The 16,560-nt window shown below is 68.9% G+C and carries 19 protein-coding genes and 1 pseudogene; 10 read left to right on the top strand and 10 right to left on the bottom strand.

Annotation, left to right across the window (positions count from 1 at the left end; translation table 11 throughout):
- Positions 1–481 precede the first annotated feature (481 nt).
- Positions 482–1,075, bottom strand: coding sequence for a hypothetical protein (locus tag ABZ470_RS41435; RefSeq protein WP_362918682.1), 594 nt, complete (start codon positions 1,073–1,075; stop codon positions 482–484).
- Positions 1,076–1,215: 140 nt separating this feature from the next.
- Here ABZ470_RS41435 and ABZ470_RS41430 point away from each other — a divergent pair, with 140 nt between their 5' ends.
- Positions 1,216–2,139 (top strand): hypothetical protein, encoded by a 924-nt coding sequence (locus ABZ470_RS41430; protein WP_362918680.1) that lies wholly within the window; start codon positions 1,216–1,218, stop codon positions 2,137–2,139.
- A 161-nt stretch (positions 2,140–2,300) separates the two neighbouring features.
- On the opposite strand, the gene lepB is transcribed toward ABZ470_RS41430, so the two are convergent.
- The 3 genes from lepB to ABZ470_RS41415 all read right to left on the bottom strand — a co-directional run bounded on the left by lepB (position 2,301) and on the right by ABZ470_RS41415 (position 4,227).
- Positions 2,301–2,771 (bottom strand): signal peptidase I, encoded by a 471-nt coding sequence (lepB, locus tag ABZ470_RS41425; RefSeq protein ID WP_362918684.1) that lies wholly within the window; start codon positions 2,769–2,771, stop codon positions 2,301–2,303.
- Positions 2,772–3,005: 234 nt separating this feature from the next.
- Entirely contained in the window at positions 3,006–3,326 is a 321-nt protein-coding gene (locus ABZ470_RS41420) for an antibiotic biosynthesis monooxygenase (RefSeq protein ID WP_362918678.1), read from the bottom strand.
- A gap of 235 nt (positions 3,327–3,561) precedes the next feature.
- On the bottom strand, positions 3,562–4,227 hold the full coding sequence (locus ABZ470_RS41415; RefSeq protein ID WP_362918676.1) for an SDR family NAD(P)-dependent oxidoreductase: 666 nt from the start codon (positions 4,225–4,227) through the stop codon (positions 3,562–3,564).
- 135 nt (positions 4,228–4,362) lie between these two features.
- Here ABZ470_RS41415 and ABZ470_RS41410 point away from each other — a divergent pair, with 135 nt between their 5' ends.
- The 4 genes from ABZ470_RS41410 to ABZ470_RS41395 all read left to right on the top strand — a co-directional run bounded on the left by ABZ470_RS41410 (position 4,363) and on the right by ABZ470_RS41395 (position 7,072).
- On the top strand, positions 4,363–4,695 hold the full coding sequence (locus ABZ470_RS41410; RefSeq protein WP_362918674.1) for a hypothetical protein: 333 nt from the start codon (positions 4,363–4,365) through the stop codon (positions 4,693–4,695).
- A gap of 525 nt (positions 4,696–5,220) precedes the next feature.
- A complete protein-coding gene (locus ABZ470_RS41405; RefSeq protein WP_352014170.1) occupies positions 5,221–5,793 on the top strand; it encodes a sigma-70 family RNA polymerase sigma factor in 573 nt (190 codons plus the stop codon).
- 20 nt (positions 5,794–5,813) lie between these two features.
- Positions 5,814–6,464 carry a hypothetical protein gene (locus ABZ470_RS41400; RefSeq protein ID WP_362918671.1) on the top strand — a complete coding sequence of 217 codons (651 nt, stop codon included), beginning with the start codon at positions 5,814–5,816 and terminating at the stop codon, positions 6,462–6,464.
- 110 nt (positions 6,465–6,574) lie between these two features.
- Entirely contained in the window at positions 6,575–7,072 is a 498-nt protein-coding gene (locus ABZ470_RS41395; RefSeq protein ID WP_362918669.1) for a hypothetical protein, read from the top strand.
- Here ABZ470_RS41395 and ABZ470_RS41390 read toward each other — a convergent pair whose 3' ends face one another.
- Positions 7,073–8,140 carry an aldo/keto reductase gene (locus ABZ470_RS41390; protein WP_352014167.1) on the bottom strand — a complete coding sequence of 356 codons (1,068 nt, stop codon included), beginning with the start codon at positions 8,138–8,140 and terminating at the stop codon, positions 7,073–7,075. It lies immediately after the preceding gene.
- A 185-nt stretch (positions 8,141–8,325) separates the two neighbouring features.
- Here ABZ470_RS41390 and ABZ470_RS41385 point away from each other — a divergent pair, with 185 nt between their 5' ends.
- Positions 8,326–9,195: a helix-turn-helix transcriptional regulator gene (locus ABZ470_RS41385; RefSeq protein ID WP_352014166.1), complete on the top strand. Its 870-nt coding sequence runs from the start codon at positions 8,326–8,328 to the stop codon at positions 9,193–9,195.
- Positions 9,196–9,215: 20 nt separating this feature from the next.
- Here the strand turns inward: ABZ470_RS41385 and ABZ470_RS41380 are convergent, their stop codons facing one another.
- Positions 9,216–9,584, bottom strand: coding sequence for a nuclear transport factor 2 family protein (locus ABZ470_RS41380; RefSeq protein ID WP_362918667.1), 369 nt, complete (start codon positions 9,582–9,584; stop codon positions 9,216–9,218).
- Positions 9,585–9,682: 98 nt separating this feature from the next.
- On the opposite strand from ABZ470_RS41380, the gene ABZ470_RS41375 reads away from it, so the two are divergent.
- Positions 9,683–10,585 (top strand): LysR substrate-binding domain-containing protein, encoded by a 903-nt coding sequence (locus ABZ470_RS41375; RefSeq protein WP_362918665.1) that lies wholly within the window; start codon positions 9,683–9,685, stop codon positions 10,583–10,585.
- A gap of 17 nt (positions 10,586–10,602) precedes the next feature.
- Here the strand turns inward: ABZ470_RS41375 and ABZ470_RS41370 are convergent, their stop codons facing one another.
- On the bottom strand, positions 10,603–10,914 hold the full coding sequence (locus ABZ470_RS41370; protein WP_362918663.1) for a DUF6059 family protein: 312 nt from the start codon (positions 10,912–10,914) through the stop codon (positions 10,603–10,605).
- 196 nt (positions 10,915–11,110) lie between these two features.
- On the opposite strand from ABZ470_RS41370, the gene ABZ470_RS41365 reads away from it, so the two are divergent.
- On the top strand, positions 11,111–11,536 hold the full coding sequence (locus ABZ470_RS41365; protein ID WP_362918661.1) for a nitroreductase family deazaflavin-dependent oxidoreductase: 426 nt from the start codon (positions 11,111–11,113) through the stop codon (positions 11,534–11,536).
- Positions 11,537–11,580: 44 nt separating this feature from the next.
- On the opposite strand, the gene ABZ470_RS41360 is transcribed toward ABZ470_RS41365, so the two are convergent.
- Positions 11,581–12,120 carry a DUF4240 domain-containing protein gene (locus ABZ470_RS41360; RefSeq protein WP_362918659.1) on the bottom strand — a complete coding sequence of 180 codons (540 nt, stop codon included), beginning with the start codon at positions 12,118–12,120 and terminating at the stop codon, positions 11,581–11,583.
- Between the two features lie 92 nt (positions 12,121–12,212).
- Here ABZ470_RS41360 and ABZ470_RS41355 point away from each other — a divergent pair, with 92 nt between their 5' ends.
- Together ABZ470_RS41355 and ABZ470_RS41350 are read left to right on the top strand one after the other, a co-directional pair.
- The gene (locus ABZ470_RS41355) at positions 12,213–12,947 is read left to right on the top strand and encodes a Clp protease N-terminal domain-containing protein (RefSeq protein ID WP_362918657.1); all 735 of its coding nucleotides are present in this window, start codon (positions 12,213–12,215) and stop codon (positions 12,945–12,947) included.
- Between the two features lie 197 nt (positions 12,948–13,144).
- Positions 13,145–14,239, top strand: a complete 1,095-nt coding sequence (locus ABZ470_RS41350; RefSeq protein ID WP_362918655.1) for a L,D-transpeptidase — start codon at positions 13,145–13,147, stop codon at positions 14,237–14,239.
- 63 nt (positions 14,240–14,302) lie between these two features.
- Here the strand turns inward: ABZ470_RS41350 and ABZ470_RS41345 are convergent, their stop codons facing one another.
- Both ABZ470_RS41345 and ABZ470_RS41340 read right to left on the bottom strand, forming a co-directional pair.
- A complete protein-coding gene (locus ABZ470_RS41345) occupies positions 14,303–15,517 on the bottom strand; it encodes a hypothetical protein (protein WP_352014158.1) in 1,215 nt (404 codons plus the stop codon).
- A gap of 110 nt (positions 15,518–15,627) precedes the next feature.
- Positions 15,628–16,560: pseudogene (locus ABZ470_RS41340) on the bottom strand (phospholipid carrier-dependent glycosyltransferase); the annotation flags it as partial.

The raw sequence follows: 16,560 nt of genomic DNA, 5'->3' as shown, positions 1-16,560 counted from the left end.
AACTGCGCTTGAGCAGCCCAAAAGCGGCTGGGGCGGCCTGACGCTGTATGCGGTTCTCAGGGAACTACAGGTGCTGCTGGCCGTCTGGGCAGGCCAGTGCCCGACCTGCCACCAGCGACCGCCCTAACCACCTAACAAAGCACTACTAGGCCCCGTCGCCTGGTGACCGACGCGCAGCCGGCCTGCGGTCGACGCCGGGCAGGAACCTTCAGCCCGGGAAACGATCAGTCGTCGGCTGGGAAGCGATCTCCAACCGGTCGAGATCTTCCAGGCCAGGCCCACTCGTGAACACCCCACAAGATCGAAAGACCCGGTTCCAGAACATGGGGCCGGGTCTTTTCGCTGTTCAGGTGCCGCACAGGTTGTTAGTGGCCGGGCCCGTACGGTGTGGTGTCCGCTCAGGGTTCCGGGGGCGGAGTCGGCGAACGTCCTCGCAACGGGTGAGCCGCCACCCGTGACGGGGCGTTGGCCGATGACCGGGTCAGGCGTCGGGGTTGTCGAGGATGACGACGGGGGCGTTCTCCACAACCGGCAACTCACCGTCCAGGTCCATGCCGGTGGCCGCCTCGATGAAGGCGAACGCCGCACTGCGCTTACCGCGGTAGTCCTCCGGGCCGAGCGTGTCGAGCATGGCGCGGAAGTCGGTCAATATGCTCGGATCACCCTTCTCAATGCGGTGCTCGGTGAAGACGAAGTCGCGCATTCGTGCCCTGATCTTGCCGTCGGCCGCGTAGAGGATCGTGTATCCCCCGTTGAAGTGCCAGGTCACCATCCATACGCGTGACTCCCTGCTGAGTTCGGTCAGGACGCGGTCGGACAGGCCGAAGCCGTAGGCGAGTTCGAGGAAGCCCCAGGTTCCTTCTCCCTCGGAGACGAGGAGTACGGGGCGGCCTTCGTCCATGGCCTCTTCCCCGGGATGGTCCATGACGCGCTGCTCGGGGTCGCGACCTCCGTTCAGCCGCCGTAGAAGGTCATCCACCGTGATCTCTTCGTTGAGGGGTTGCACCACGGTCCAGGAGAGACCGTTCTCCAGCCACTGATGCCGCTCGAAGAAGCCACGGTAGTAATCGATCACATGATCATTGTGGTGGAGACCAAAGGGCGCCTGTATGACCTGGTGCGCCGGGAGTACTGCCATTACTCTCGGCCGTCTGTGATCGTTTGACTCCTCCGGTCGCCCTCGGGCTGAGAACCGGCCACAAGGGACGGTGAGTGGTGTCTGATCTGGTGCGGCTGGACACGGACGGTTCCCATGCCTCTGCCGGCGGTCCAACCGTGCCGGGTATGGGCGACCCCTCGGTGGACGACCGATCTTTCCCCTCCGCTCGGTCCGGCTCCATGGAGCCGACAGCCGTATCGGTGCGACCGTCGTTCTTCCGTCGAAGTCTCCGGTGGGTCATCGCATTGGCACTTCTGGGAGCGTCGGCCGTCGCCGTGTGGCCTTCCTTCGATCTGCTGGGGCATCACGACGACCCTGTCGGGGCGGCGGCAGTGGGGGAACTGGACGGCAGGCCGGTCGCCGTAAGCGCCGGTAGTGGCCCCGACGACACCACCTTGCGGGTGTGGGACCTGGCCACACACGAACCTTTCGGCGATCCGATGATCGGACACACCGACTTCGTCTCGACTGTGGCGCTCGGAGAGGTGAACGGTCGAGCGGTCGCCGTCACCGGCAGCGTTGACGGCACGATACGCATGTGGGACCTGACCACCCGCGAGCAGATCGGCGATCCGATGACCAACGGCGCCGGCGTCGGGGATGTCGCGCTTGGACGGGTGGACGGCAGACAGATCGCTGTCTCCAGCGACGATAAGGACGTTCGGGTGTGGGACCTGACCACCCACCGGCTCATCGGTGCACCGATGCCGGCCGGCCATGTCCATGGGGTCAGGACAGTGGTGGTCGAAGAGATCAACGGTCGGCCGGTGGCCCTCACCGGCGGTGGCGACGACGAAAACGGCGGCGGTGCCGTGCGGGTTTGGGACCTACGTACGCGCAGACCGGTGGGCGAACGAATGAGATACGCCAACTGGGTCGGAGACGTAGCGGTCGGACATGTGGGTGGAAAAGTGGTCGCCGTCACCGGGGATGGCGACGGCGACGTGCGGGTGCGGGATCTGAGCGCCTACGCGAGATGAGTCACGTCTGTCGCAACGGGTGATCCCAAACAGAGTTCTGTCTCACCGAGGACGACGGGCGCCCCTGGTTTCTCACGGCTGTCTCGGTTCGACGCGGTGTCCATCGCTCACGGAAGCCGGGGAGGCCCGCCGAAGGTCGTCCGGGTGACCCGGCCTGAGGCTCAGCTGGATCTGGTGTCGACGACGCCGACGACGTCCGAGACCGCGATGGTGCCGTGCTCGGCGGTGTCCTGGTAATAGCGCGAGTCCGCGGATATGTCGCGGTTGTCGCCCATGATCCAGAGTCGGCCCGGCGGTACGTCGAGCTCGAAGTCCGCGGCGGAGGCCGGATGCGCGGACACGTACGGCTCGGACAGCGAGCGTCCGTCGACCACCACCTTCCCGGTGGCGTCGCAGCAACTGACGGAGTTTCCGGGAGCGCCGATGATCCGCGCTATGCGGAAACCGGTGTCCGGCTGGGAACCCGGGTCGGTCCAGGACGCGGGTGGCCGGTAGAGGATGACCTCACCGGTCTTCGGAACGAAGTCTGCGCCGACCATGCGGGCGATGAAGTGCTGACCTTTCTTGATGGTGGGCTCCATCGCGGCACTTCCGGTTCGGAAGCCTCTTCTTCCCGTGATGTCCTCCACCATCCCGCAGGCGGTCGTGGGGAGGATGAGTAACACCACGAGTAGGGCCCTCAGTCCTTTGAATACCACCCGGGCATTATCCGAGTCACACGCAGTTCTGAACTGGCGATTCTTGTCACGATCTCATTCCCCCTCCACGGCGCGTGTTTCGTTCCCAGAGGGAGACCCGGAACGCGAGTTTCGGTTCCAGGTTATGGATTCGTCGCCGCCAGGCGGAAAGAGGCGCCCTGTGAACGTTCAGGACCTGAAACTGTAGGCGCGTTCGACCCGGGCGATCTGAACGGCGTAGTACTCGTACCAGCGCTCGCGTCCGAGTCGTTGCGCCTCCAGGTGCTCGACGTCCGCCTTCCAGCCGGCGATCGACTCGGCGTCGGCGTAGTAGATCACCGTCAGTTCGTGGCCGTCGGCTCTGGCGACGGACTCACGGCCCAGGTAGCCCGGCCACTTGGTGCCGAGCTCGACCATCCGGGCCGCCATCTCGTCATACCCCTCCAGGCCGGTGTCCTTCAGCTTCTGGGTGATGATCACCGCGTAGTAGGGGGGTGTAATAGGCGTCATGTGTCTATGCTACTGACAATCCCGTTTTGGCGCGCTTGATATCAGAGAGGGTCCCGCCCGCTGGAGTTGCTTTCTGCCGGGCCGAATGCCCCTGCTGGGGGATATGGCGCCGCCGAACAGAATCGTGCGATCACCGACCGTTATCGTTTCATCCGGGCGTCCCTTACTTCGCCGACCGTCCTGGTTCTTGTGGTGCTGCCCGGTCCGCGGAACGGCTGGGAAAAGCCCGCTGTTGTCAGGGCGAATGCGGCGTCGGCAGTACGGACAGTTCGCAGGCGTAGGCGTCGGGGGGCGCGTTCAGAACCCAGACGATCATCGCGGCCAGAGACCGCGGCTGGATGCACAGTCCGGGGTCGTACGGGCGCCCGAAGGCGTGCCTGACCTCTCCCAGCAGGTCGGTCGCCGTTCCCCCGGGAAAGACCGTGGTGACACGCACCCCGTGGGCCGTCTCCTCCGCGCGCAGCGACTCGGCCAGTTCCCGCAGCGCCGCCTTGCTGGCGACGAAGGCCGACCAGCGGGGGACCGCCGTCATCCCGGGCGAGGCGTTGACGAAGATCACGTGACCTCCGGACCGACGCAACGCGGGCAGCGTCAGCCGTACGAGCTCGGCGGCCGAGGCCACGTTCACCGCCAGTGTCCGCCGCCACGTCTCAGGGTCGCTCTCGGCGACGGCCTCGACGGGGGAGACGCCCGCGCAGTGCACCAGCGCCTGTATGTCCTCCAGCCCTTCCAGCGCGGCGGCCAGGGTGGCGGGTTCGGCCAGGTCGGCCTCGATGCCACGGACGTCGAGCCGCCCGACGTCACGGCCCACGGCGATCACCCGATGTCCCGCCTCGGTGAGCGCGTCGACCAGCACCCTCCCGATCCCTCCCGTGGCCCCGGTCACCAGAACGTTTCCCATGCGACTTCCCTCCGTCTCGACATGGCACATGATCACCATCTTCAGGGAAACGGCGCATGACACTTGAGTCCATATATCGGCATAGATGGCTTCCACGAATTAGCCTCATCTGCAGACGACTCGGATGGAGGCGATGTGGAGGTTGATCCGCACGTCCACGTCGGGCGGCAGGTGTTGCGGGCCGGTGCCGACTTTCGCAATGTGATCGTTTCGTCGTTCGGGCTCGTGCCCGACAGTCCGAGCGTCGTCACCACCGGGTGCGGGCTTCAGGTGCCCTACGCGATGACCTCGCTCCGCCCGGAGAGCGTCACCTGTCTGCCGTGCCGGGAGCACGCGCACCGGGAGTGTCTCGGTTTCGCCGAGCAGGTGGAGCGCCTGAGCCGGATGCCAGGCGCGCCCGTCCCCGGCGACCAGGCGGCCGAGGCCGCACGATGGGCCCGGGACCTCGCACGGCGGTTCTTCGGCTGAGTCACGGCGGTTCTCCGGCTGAGCCATGGTGGCTCCGTGCCGAGTCGCGGAGGTTCTCCCGCCGGGTCGCAGTGGCCCTCCGGCCGGGTACGGTGACCGCGCGCCAGGACGGGTGTCCTCCGCGCGGACGGCCGGAAAGCACCTCGAACCGATCGGCCGGGCGACGGATCCCGCGGCCCGGCTCCATCTGTCTCTGAGCAAGGATCTGCCTCCGAACAAGGCGGGTACGGCGACCGTGCCTGCTCCGAGCGGGGTGATCATGGCGGGCGCGCGTCGGCCCTCCGCCGCACCGGACGGCGGGCGCATCCTCACCTGGCGGCGGAGGTACGACCTGGAGAAGCTGCCCGGGCGTCTCATCGTGGTTTCGCCGGAGCCTACCGCTCGACTCCAGGGGCATGCTCGCCTCCTCACGTGACCGGAGGGCGCCGAAGGTTGTCGGGATCGTGGGGGTTGGGCATGTAACGCTTCTTTTGCCTTCTTCCAAGCACTGACGTGTTCGGGAGGACGACGAAGGGAGCACGGCCAGTGCGCCTCAAACACACGGGATCGGTGGAGATCTCCACCGATCCCGAGGCTTTCGAAGCCTTCTACAGGCGCCACGTCGAAGCGGTCACGCGATTCATGGCCCGCAGGGTGGACGATCCGCACACGGTCGCCGACCTGGTCGCGGAGGTCTTCGTCGCGGTGCTCGACTCGGCGCACACCTACCGCTCTGGCCTGGGCAGTGAGATCGGCTGGCTGTACGGCGTGGCGCGCAACACCCTGTCCGCGGAGCGGCGGCGGACGGCGAGCGAGCTGCGTCTCACCAGCAGGATCAGCGGACGGCGGCTCCTCGACGCGGACGACCTGCTGCGGCTTGAGGAACGTCTGGACGCGGAGAGCCCGGCCCGGCGGGCCTTCGAGGCCATGGCCGGTCTGCCGGAGAGCGAACGCGCCGTCCTGGAACTGGTCGTCGTCGACCAGCTCTCCATCCCTGAGGCGGCGACCGCGCTCGGCATCCGGCAGGGGACCGCCAGGGTCCGGCTGTACCGCGCCCGCCGCGCACTGCGCCACGCTCCCGGCGTCACCTCCCCCACGGTCATGGAAGGACTCCGATGAATTTCGAGGAGAGACTGCTCATGGAACTCAAGACAGAGATGAGCGAGCGGATGGCGCGGGGGCCCGTCCGCAGGCCCATGCGCCGACGGCTGCTGACGGGGGTGGCGGTGGCGGGCCTGGCCGCCGCGGCGCTGGTGGCCGTACCGATGGTCATGGGGACGGAGAGCTCGGCGTACGCGCTGACCGAGAACCCGGACGGATCCATCACGTTGAAGATCAACGAGTTCCGGAACCCGGACCAGGTCGAGCGGGACCTCGCCGATCTGGGCGTGAAGGCGGACGTCTCCTACGTCCGGCCCGGCAAGAGGTGCGCCCCGGGGCGGTTCACCACCATCGGTGAGCCGTCCTTCACCCCCGAGGAGCTACGGAGCAAGGACCCCGGGGTCAGGAAGCGGGTCCTGGAGGCGATGGAGGGCACGCCCTCGCGTCAGGCGTACGACACCGTGCCGGGGGGCGGCCTGAAGATCTACCCGGAGAAGATCAAGCCGAACTGGACCGTGGTCATGGAGTTCACCGAGAACGAGGACCAGACCTCGGGTCCGGAGAAGCCGAGGGCGCTGTGGCAGTTCCTCTTCCAGGTCACCGACGGCCCCGTCAAGCCCTGTGTGGTCATCGACGATCCGTCCTGGGACGTGATCGGCCCCGAGGGGCTCCCGCCCGCGGGTAGCTGATCCCCGGGCGGGGCGGGCCATTGCGGAGCACGGAACTCACCGACGAAGTTCGTTAGGTAGCACCACTATCGAACATTGGATAACATCACTATCCAAGGAAGGTGAGTTCTATGACCGTGATCGTTCTTTTCGTGGCCACGCTGTGCTTCCGTCTGTCGGGGGCGGTGTTCGGCGTGACGCGCTTCGCCACCTGGAGGGTGAGCGCCGCCTGTGGGCTGGCCGTCATGCTGGTCATGACGGCCAGTGCCCATTTCGTCCCGTCGAGCGTGACGTTCATGCCGAACCACGCCGACATGGTGGCGATGGTTCCGCCGTTCGTCCCGCTGCCCGCCTTCGTGGTCTACCTGACCGGGGTCCTGGAGCTGGCCGGGGCGGTCGGGCTGGTGCTTCCCGCCACCCGGCGGGTGGCCGGGATCTGCCTGGCACTGCTGTTCGTGCTCATGCTCCCGGCCAACGTCTACGCCGTGCTGGCCGGGACGACCCTCGGAGGGGAGCCCGCGACACCGCTGTGGCAGCGGGTCCCCGAGCAGATCCTCTACATCGGCGTCGCGCTGTGGGCCGCGGGTGTCGCGGCGCGTAGGACGCGTGAGCTCTCCGCCGTGCGTTGATCAGCGCGCGACCCTGGTGCCGCCGAAGATGAGGCCCTGGGGCATCGGGCTGGTCAGGAACGCGTGCGGGAAGCCGAGCTCGACGGCACTGGCCTCGCCGAGGGCGGTCACCTCGTCCTCGGTGAGGCGCAGTTCAAGGGCGCCCAGGTTGTCCTCAAGCTGCTTGAGGGTCCTGGCTCCGACGATCGAGGACGTGACCGCCGGGTTGAGCAGCGTCCAGGCGAGCGCGACCTGCGCGGGCGTGGCGCCCCTGCCTGCGGCGACCTCCTTGACCACGTCGGCGATGGCGAGACCACGCTCGGTCAGGGAGCCGTTGGACACCGCGATGTCCTTCCGCGTCCCCTCGGCGGTGGCCGACACCGCCCCGGTCTCCAGATCGGCGCGGGTGTACTTGCCGGTCAGCACGCCACTGCCGAGCGGGGACCAGGGGATCACCCCGAGCCCCATCTCACGCGCCATCGGGATGAGGTCACGCTCGACGGTCCGCTCGATCAGGCTGTACTCGATCTGCAGTGCGATCAGCGGGCTCCACCCGCGCAGGTCGGCGATCGCCTGCATGCGTGAGACCTGCCAGGCGGGGGTGTCGGAGATGCCGACGTAGAGCACCTTGCCCGCTCTGACCAGGTCGTCCATGGCGCGCAGCACCTCCTCGACCGGGGTGGTGCCGTCCCAGGCGTGCAGGTAGAGCAGGTCGATGTAGTCGGTGTTCAGCCTGCGCAGGCTCGCCTCGACCGAGTCGATCATGCTCTTGCGGTGGTTGCCTCCCGAGTTCGGGTCGCCGGGGCGGGTGGCCAGCGTGTACTTCGTGGCGAGCACCAGACGTTCGCGGCGGCCGTGCGCGAACTCGCCGAGCAACCGCTCCGCCGTACCGTTGGTGTACTGGTTGGCGGTGTCGACGAAGTTGCCGCCCCGGTCGAGATAGGCGTCGAAGATCTGCCGCGCCTCGTCCTTGTCCGATCCCCAGCCCCAGTCGGACCCGAAGGTCATGGTGCCCAGGGAGAGAGGGGAGACGCGCAGGCCGGAACGGCCGAGCAGCCGGTAGAGGTCGAGGGAGACGGGTTCGGACACGATGGCCTCCTGTGTGCCGGATTCGTTTCTCCCATGCTGGAACGATCACGTACGGCCAACCAGTGAAGGTCCTTCCTGGGACTGGCTCTCCCAGGCAACCGGAGGCCTCCGCCCGCCCACCGGCGACATCGGCGTCGAGGCCCGGGGACCGGCCCTTCCAGGGGGCCGGAGGTAGGATCGAGACGGTGAACGGCAACGCGTACGTGACCAACGAACTGGCGGTGTTCCTGCGCACCCGCCGTGAACGGCTGGCACCCGACGACCTCGCGCTTCCGCGAAGCGGACGTTCGCGCCGCACTCCCGGCCTCAGGCGCGAGGAGGTCGCCGAGCTGGCCGGGGTGAGCGTCGACTACGTGATCCGCCTTGAGCAGGGGCGGGGGCTGCGCCCCTCGCCGGAGGTGCTGGACGGCCTGGCCAGGGCGCTGCGGCTGAGCGACGACGAGCGGGCCTACCTGTTCGACCTGGTCGGGCAGCGGGCGGTGACCCGGGTTCCGCCGTCGAGGCAGGTTCCCCCGCCGGTCGCCCGGCTGGTCCACGACCTGTCGCCACTGCCGTGCATGCTGCTCGACCACCGGTTCGACATTCTCGCCTGGAACCGTGAGATGGCCGCGCTGATGCTGGACTTCGGCGCCGTGCCCGCCCGGCAGCGCAACTCGCTCTGGCTCTGCTTCGTCCACCCCGGGCTGCACGACTTCTACCGTGACCGTGAGCGGGTGATGCGCGAGGGCATCGCCGACCTGCGCGCGGCGTGGGCCGCCCACACCGACGACGCCGCGCTCGGCGACCTGGTCACCGAGTTGCAGGAGCAGAGCGAGGAGTTCGTCCGTCTGTGGGCGCTCCGTGATGTGAAGGTGAACGGCCGGGGCCGTAAGCCGCTCATGCATCCCAGGGTGGGGCCGCTCACCGTCGACTTCGAGGTGCTGAACCCGTTGCAGGACCCCGGTCACCGGCTCGTCATCTACCGGGCCTCCGACGCGGCCTCGCAGGCCGCCCTGGACGCCATCGCCCGCGAGGCCGAGGACGGCCGGCGCACGCTCCACCGGGCCGTCGGCTAGGACCCTCGAAGGCCACGGGTTCAGCGAGCGGGAGGCGTGACGAACTCGGGCTGGTCGAGCAGGCGCAGCCAGCTCCCGTCGGGCTGGCGCCGTACGACCTGGGCCCGGGCGCCCGAGCCGTCCTTCGGCGGGGTGGAGGTGAGGGCGATGTCGTCGCTCACCAGGGTCGGCAGCGGTTCCTCCGCCTCGAAGCGCGGCCGGTTGGCCAGGACCTTCTCCCACAGCACGCGGATCGCCTCCCGGCCGACGGTCCGGCTGCCGGGCGGGTAGGCGAGGACCGCGTTCTCCTCGTAGAGGGCGGCGACTCCGGCCGCGTCACCGGCGTTGGACCGTTCGACGAACAGCCGGGTGATGTCCTCGGGGCGCATGGCCTTCTCGTACTCCGTCATGGGGTCCTCCTGGTCGTCGGTTCGGACGTTCTCCAGTCTTGTCACCCCCTTTTCAGAAGTCCAACAGATTGTTCTTCTCATAACTAGAATCCATGGTTATGGAACTGAGGCAGCTGGAGTACTTCGTCGCGGTCGCCGAGGAGCGCAACTTCACCCGGGCGGCCGAGCGGGTCCGCATCAGCCAGTCCGGGGTCAGCGCCCAGATCCGGCAGCTCGAACGGGAGGTCGGGGCGGAGCTGTTCGACCGCTCGGCGCGCGTCGTGACCCTCACGGTCGCGGGCAAGGCCGCCCTCGGGCACGCCCGCGCGGCGCTCGCCGAGGCCGCCGCGTTCGGCCGGGCGGTGGGGGAGGTGACCGGCCTGGTCAGGGGGCGCCTCACGGTCGGAATGGTCGTCGGTTGCACCGTCACGCCGCTCTTCGACGCCCTGGCGGCCTTCCACCGGGCCCATCCCGGGGTGGAGATCTCACTGTTCGAGGCAGGTTCAGACCGGCTCGTCGAGGAGGTGCGCGCGGGCACCGCCGACCTGGCCCTCGTCGGCAGCGCGGGCACGACCCCCGAGGGGTTGGAGGCGTTGACGGTCGTCAGGGAGGGACTCGTCGCGGCCGTGCCGTACGGTCACCCGCTGGCGGAGCGGCCGAGTGTCACCCTGCGGGACCTGACCGCCCACCCGATCGTGTGCATGCCGCCGGGCACGGGGTTGCGCACGGTGTTCGACCGGGCCTGCGCCGCCCGCGACCTCACCCCGGTGGTCGCGTTGCAGGCCAGTGCCGCCGACGCCGTGGCCGACCTCGCCGCCCGCGGCCTGGCGGTCGCGGTCCTCAGCGACTCGATGGCCGCCTGGCACCGCGACCGGCTCGCGGCCCTCACGATCGAGGACGCCGAGGTGCCCGCGCTGCTCGCGCTGGTCTGGCGGGACACGCACAACCCCGCCGTGCGTGAGCTGCTCGCGTACGGCAGGCGGGCGTTCGCCGGCGTGGACCCCTCGCAGGACGGGGACTGACCGCCGCCGTCAGGGCCTCACGTGTGCGGGCACCGGCGCTGGCTCCACGCCTTGGAGTTCGCGATGGCGCCCAGGTCGAGCTGGGCCCAGAGCGCGCGCTCGGCTCTGGTGGCTCCGACCTCCGGGATCAGCCGTTCCGGGTGGCCGGGCGGCGGGCCGAAGGGCGACGGGCAGCGGTCGCAGGGCTCGGCGGGCGGGGCGTAGGCCTCACGCGGGATGTGCCAGTGCATCGAGGCGAGCGAAGGGCCGATGTGCTCCGCCACGTTGAAGGCCAGGCGCAGCAGCCTCCGGCTCAGCTTCCATGACGGCGCGGGTCTGTTCGGTCGCACGGCGATCGTCGCTCCTTGTCCGGCCCTGGTGTGGTGACGGAGATCATGCCCACGACGGCGGCACCTCCCACATCTTTCGTCCCGGCTGTCTTCGGAAGTGCCCGCGAACGTCGCGGGAGACGACGCGTGCCATCGTGTTCCATGAACAGGGATCGTTTGGAACGAGCCCGTCAACGTCCCACAGAGGAGCCGACATATGTCCACAGACGCACCGACGCCGAAGAGCCGGAACGAGGCCGTCATCGAGGAGTTCCGCGCGAACAAGGGGAAGGTCGGAGGCTTCTTCGAGGGGGCCGACCTCCTTCTGCTCACCACGGTGGGGGCCAGGAGCGGCAGGCCGCACACGACCCCGGCGGTCTACGTCAGGGACGGTGACACGGTCGCCGTGGCAGCCTCCTACGCCGGGGCGCCGAAGCATCCGGCGTGGTACCACAATCTGGTGGCCAACCCGGAGGTGACCGTGGAGATCGGCGCGGAGAAGTATCAGGCGACCGCGGTTCCCGCCGAGGGCGCCGAGCGCGACCGGCTCTTCGCCCTGATGGTGGCGGAGAACCCGCGCTTCAACGACTACGCGGAGAAGACGACACGGGTCATCCCCATGGTCGTCCTGCGCGCTCACTGAGCTCACCGGGCAGGGCCGCCTTCTGTGAAAGGCGGCCCTGCGTCTCATGTGCGGGGGGAGTCGTCCAGGAACAGGGCCGCCAGCCGGGGCAGGCGGCGGCGCATCTCGGCGGGGTCGTCGAAGTCGAAGTCCTCGCCCATGTCCGGCTCGTCGAGTCGCTGCGGGTATCGCGTCCTCTGGGCCGCGACCAGGTCGTCACCGCCGGTGAGGCGCCTGTAGGCGTTGGCGGGCACGTAGACGAAGTCCTCGTAGAAGAGGTCCTCGCCGTCGCCCGCCAGGACGAGGGGAAGGTCCGCGAGGCGGTCCGGGCCGGTGAGGGAGATCCGGTGACACTCACGGCCCTGGGCGATGACGCCGGCCCGGAAGTCCATGAAGGAGTCGTCGCTGCAACCACCGCCGATCAGGTAGGCGGCGGCCCAGACGTCCCAGCGGTGGAGCGCCGCCCCGTGCTCGTCGTAGTGCTGGCTGTAGTCGACGACCGCCTCGGCCGGCATGTCCGCCAGGACCGTCTCCAGGGCCTCGTGGAGAGGGCCGCCCAGGGCACGGGCTCGTTCGATGGTCGCCCAGAAGTCGTCTTGGTCCATGGCTGGATGGTGCCAGAGGAGGCGGACGAAAAAGGGATCCATGGCGTCAACTTTGGGTTGACGGCCATATGGCGTCAACCTATGGTTGACGCATGACGGATTCAGTTCGCATGACGAACCAGGTTCGCCTCGACGATCTGATCGAGGCCATCAAGAAGTCCCATTCGGACGCGCTCACGCAGCTCTCCGGGGCGGTCATCGTCGCCGACCACCTGGGTGAGCTGGCGGACCACCTGATCGGTCACTTCGTCGACCAGGCGAGGCGTTCCGGCGCCTCCTGGACGGACATCGGCAGAAGCATGGGGGTGACGAAGCAGGCGGTACAGAAGCGTTTCGTGGCCAAGGGCGACGCCTCCGGTGACCTCGGCCAGATGTTCGGCCGGTTCACCGACCGGGCGCGGAACGTCGTGATGGCCGCGCACAACGAGGCCCACGCCGCGAGCAACGACGAGGTCCTCCCCGAGCACCTGGTGCTGGGCCTGCTGGCCGAGCCCCAGGGGCTGGCGGTCAAGGCGATCGGCAGGCAGGGGGTCACGCCGGAGGCCCTCAGGCAGGCCGTGGTCGCCCTGCTGCCCGAGGCGGCTGCCGAGGTGCCGGACCTCATCCCGTACGAGGCGCGCTCGCGCAAGGTGCTGGAACTCACCCACAGGGAGGCCCTGCGCCTGGGTCACAACTACATCGGAACCGAGCACCTCCTGCTCGCCCTGCTCGAATTCGAGGACGGCCAGGGCGTGCTGTCGGGCCTGGGGATCGACAAGGCCGCCGCCGAGGCCAGCATCGGGGAGGACCTCGCAGCCTTCCTCGCCGCCCGGAAGGGTCAGGGCTGACCTCATCCTCCGGGGCGCCGCGGCCGTGCGACGGTCGCGGCGTTCCCCCTGGTGGGAACGCTGCCAAACCCCACCAATCACTCTGTTATCTAATTGTTGCGTGATCCGGTACGCATAACGCGGTTTTCGGTTGTCTCACATATGGAGCGCGCCAGTAGCTCAAACGGGCGCGGAAGCATGCATATGAGGAGCAGACCGTGAAGACCATCAGGCGGACGGCCCAGGCCTCGCTCGCCCTCGTGGCCCTCGCCGCCGTTGCGGCCTGCGCTGGAGAGGGCGGCTCGGCTGTACAGGCGGCGCCCGTGTCCGTGTCCAGCGCCGCATCGGCCGCGGACAAGGCGGCGGTTCCGCCTCCCGCGGCGGGTAAGGCCGCCAAGACCGCACGACGTGGCAAGCCCATACTCGGCATCGCCGACATCACGCCCATGGGGGAGAAGGTCGAGCGGATCGGCGTCGGCGCGCCGATCATCGTCACCTTCGACAGGGCGGTCGCCAAGCGGGCCGCGGCCGAGGCCGTCCTCCAGGTCCAGGCGGACAAGCCGGTCCAGGGCGCCTGGCGCTGGGTCTCCGACCGCAAGGTCATCTACCGCACCAAGACCTACTGGAAGCCGCACCAGAAGGTCCTCTTCACCGCCCGCCTGAGCCAGATCCCCGGCAACGAGGCGGCCAAGGACGTCAGCCGCCGCTTCGCGATCGGCACGGCCAACATCTCGACGGTGAGCACCACCAGGCACCTGATGAAGGTCTACCGGGACGGCAAGCTCGCCAAGACCATCCCGATCAGCGCGGGCCGGGGCGGCCTGGTCAAGAACGGGGTCGACGTCTACCTCACCACCAGTGGCGTCCACCTCACGATGGGCAAGAAGGCGGTCGAGACCATGACCTCCTCCTGGCTCGGCGTCACCGACCCCAAGGACCCGCGCTACTACAAGGAGGAGATCCCCTGGGCGGTGCGGATCTCCGACAGCGGTGAGTACGTCCACCAGAGCGCGGGCTACTACCAGTACCTCGGCCGCTCCAACCAGAGCCACGGTTGCGTGCGCGCCACGCCCGAGGGCGCCAAGTGGTTCTACGGCATCGCCCAGCGCGGTGACGTCGTGAAGATCGCCGGCACCAAGCGCAAGCTCGACTGGCGCAACGGCTGGGGCTTCTGGCAGCTCAGCTGGACCGAGTGGAAGAAGGGCAGCGCCCTGCCCGCGACCGGGGTCCCCACGCCGACCCCCACGCCCAGCGCGCCCGCGACGCCCCCGGACACGGGTGAGGAGCAGGCGGGCCAGGAGAGCGGCGTCTGACACGCACCCCTTCCCGTACGGCGGGCCCGGTTCTCCACGACACGGAGAGCCGGGCCCGTCCGGTCAGGGAAGGTTGACGTACTGGCGAGGGCGCAGGGCGTGGTTGCGCAGGGCGGCCAGGGCGGCGGAACGGCCCGCGGGCGTCAGCCTGCCCCCGACCCTGAGCCCGAAGGCGTCCAGACGCCGCCCGAGTTCGGTCAGCGAGGCCTCGACCTCGGCCGCCTGCCACTTCTCGCAGTCGATCACCGCCGTGACGTGCTCGCGCTCGGCGGGGGAGCCGTCGACCAGCAGCATCAGCGCGACCTCCCGCGCCGAGGCGCCGAAGTCGTTCTCTCCCGGCACCGGCGTCAGCAACGCGGCCGCCGCGGACTCCCAGAGCAGGACGGGATCGGCCAGCAGTCGCTGCCCGATCGAGGTGGTCACCAGGCGCCTGCCGACCCGGTGCAGCGCGCCCAGCTGGGTCTGCGCCATCTCCCTGGCCGCGGCCAGTTCCCCGGCGCTCCAGGTGCTCTCCGCGAGCACGGCGCGGGCCAGGTTGTGGCGCTGGGTCAGTGAGACGCCGCCGGGCCTGTCGCCCACCCTCAGCAGCCACCGCAGCGCTTCGAGGTGGTCCTTCTCCGGAGCGGGGATCGGGGCGTGCAGGCACACCTCGAAGGGCTGGGCGAGTTCGCGCCACGCGGTACCCCTGCCCAGCACCCAGCGGTTGAGCCGTTCGCCCTGGACCCGGTGCAGCCAGTTGTCCCCGCCGAGTTCGGCGCGGGGCGTGGTGAGCCAGCGGCGGGTCAGCGCGATCCGCTCCCGCGAGTCGGGACTCAGCTGTCCCGAGACGATGGCCAGTTCGAGGGCGGCCGAGCAGGCGCCGTGCGCGCCCAGCTCCTCGGGGCCCATGATCGAGCTCCACCGCAGCTCGGGGACGTCGGGCGGGAGCACGCCGGTGGCGTCGAGCGCGCTCTGGTAGGCGGCCATCCCGGCCTCCTCGCCGGCGTGGGCGTAGACGCGCAGAATCCTGGTGGTGGTGGGGGAGACGCAGATCGCGGCGTAACGTTCGAGACCGCCCAGGCGCAGCAGGCGGCTCAGGGCGTGGGCGATCGCGGCCCGGTCACCGCGGGCCTTGGTCGGCAGCGTGTACCAGAGGAACTCGCACACGTTGAGCTCGGTGATCGTCTCCAACGGCTCGCCGCCGGTCAGCCAGTCGACCGCGTTACGGGCGCGCTCGGCGCAGTCGGGCTCGGACCGCTCAAGCTCGGACAGAAGCGCGGCCACGTCCGGTGCAGGCATGCTTCGAAGTCTGCCGTATGCGGGCCTGCCCTGACGATGAACGTGACGTAATGGATCGCGCACGTCGCCTACCCTAGGAAATCGGTGCTAAGCGGATCGTGAGCCGGAGCTCAGATCCACCCCTTCTTGAAGAGCATGCGGGAACTCCAATCCGCGTAGGGAATGATCTCGGCGGTCAGCACCGGATAGAGCCACCAGAAGTTGATGATCGAGATCACCGTGAACGCGCCGACCACCACGGAGCCGAGCAGCCGCCGCGACGGTATGGCGTCCGCGGGGCCGATGATCAGCCCGGCCGCCAGGGTGATGGCCAGGATCATGAACGGCACCATGGGAATGGCGTAGAACATGAACATGGTGCGGTGGTCGGCCAGCGCCCAGTAGAACCAGGGCAGCCAGCCCGCGGCGTAACCGAGCAGGACGGCTCCGGCCCGCCAGTCCCTGGTGGCCACATACCAGGCGATCATGGCGACCAGGGCGGCGAGCCCGCCGTACCAGATGACCGGGGTGCCGACGCCGAGGACGGCCTGTGAGCAGGTATCGGCTCCACAGGCGTTCTTGGGGCCCTCGTAGAAGAAGGCCACGGGACGAAGCAGCAGCGGCCAGCTCCACGGCTCCGACTGGTAGTTGTGCGGGGTCGACAGGCCGGTGTGGAAGCTCAGCACCTGGAAGTGGTAGTTGAGCCACGACCGGATGGAGTCGAAGACGAAGAACGCCGGTCCCTGTGAGGTGGCCTGCGCCCAGTTGCGGCCCCAGCCGGTGGCGCTGATGAACCACCCGGTCCAGGAGACCAGGTAGGTGAGGGCGGGCAGCAGGCCGACCGCTCCGAGCAGTGTCGGCAGGTCCTTGCCCAGCGCCCCGCTGTACGGCCTGCGCAGCCCCACGGCGCGGCGGGCTCCCGCGTCCCACAGCAGTGTCATCACCGCGAAGGCGATGAGGTAGAACACTCCCGACCACTTCACCGCGCAGGCGGCGCCCAGGAGCACTCCGGCGGCCATCCGCCAGGGCCGCAGTCCCAGCCAGGGGCCCTGGTCGCTGATCGG

The organism is Streptosporangium sp. NPDC020072 (assembly GCF_040631445.1).
Classification (GTDB): Bacteria; Actinomycetota; Actinomycetes; order Streptosporangiales; family Streptosporangiaceae; genus Streptosporangium.
This window is presented reverse-complemented; position numbering and strand designations above follow the sequence as displayed.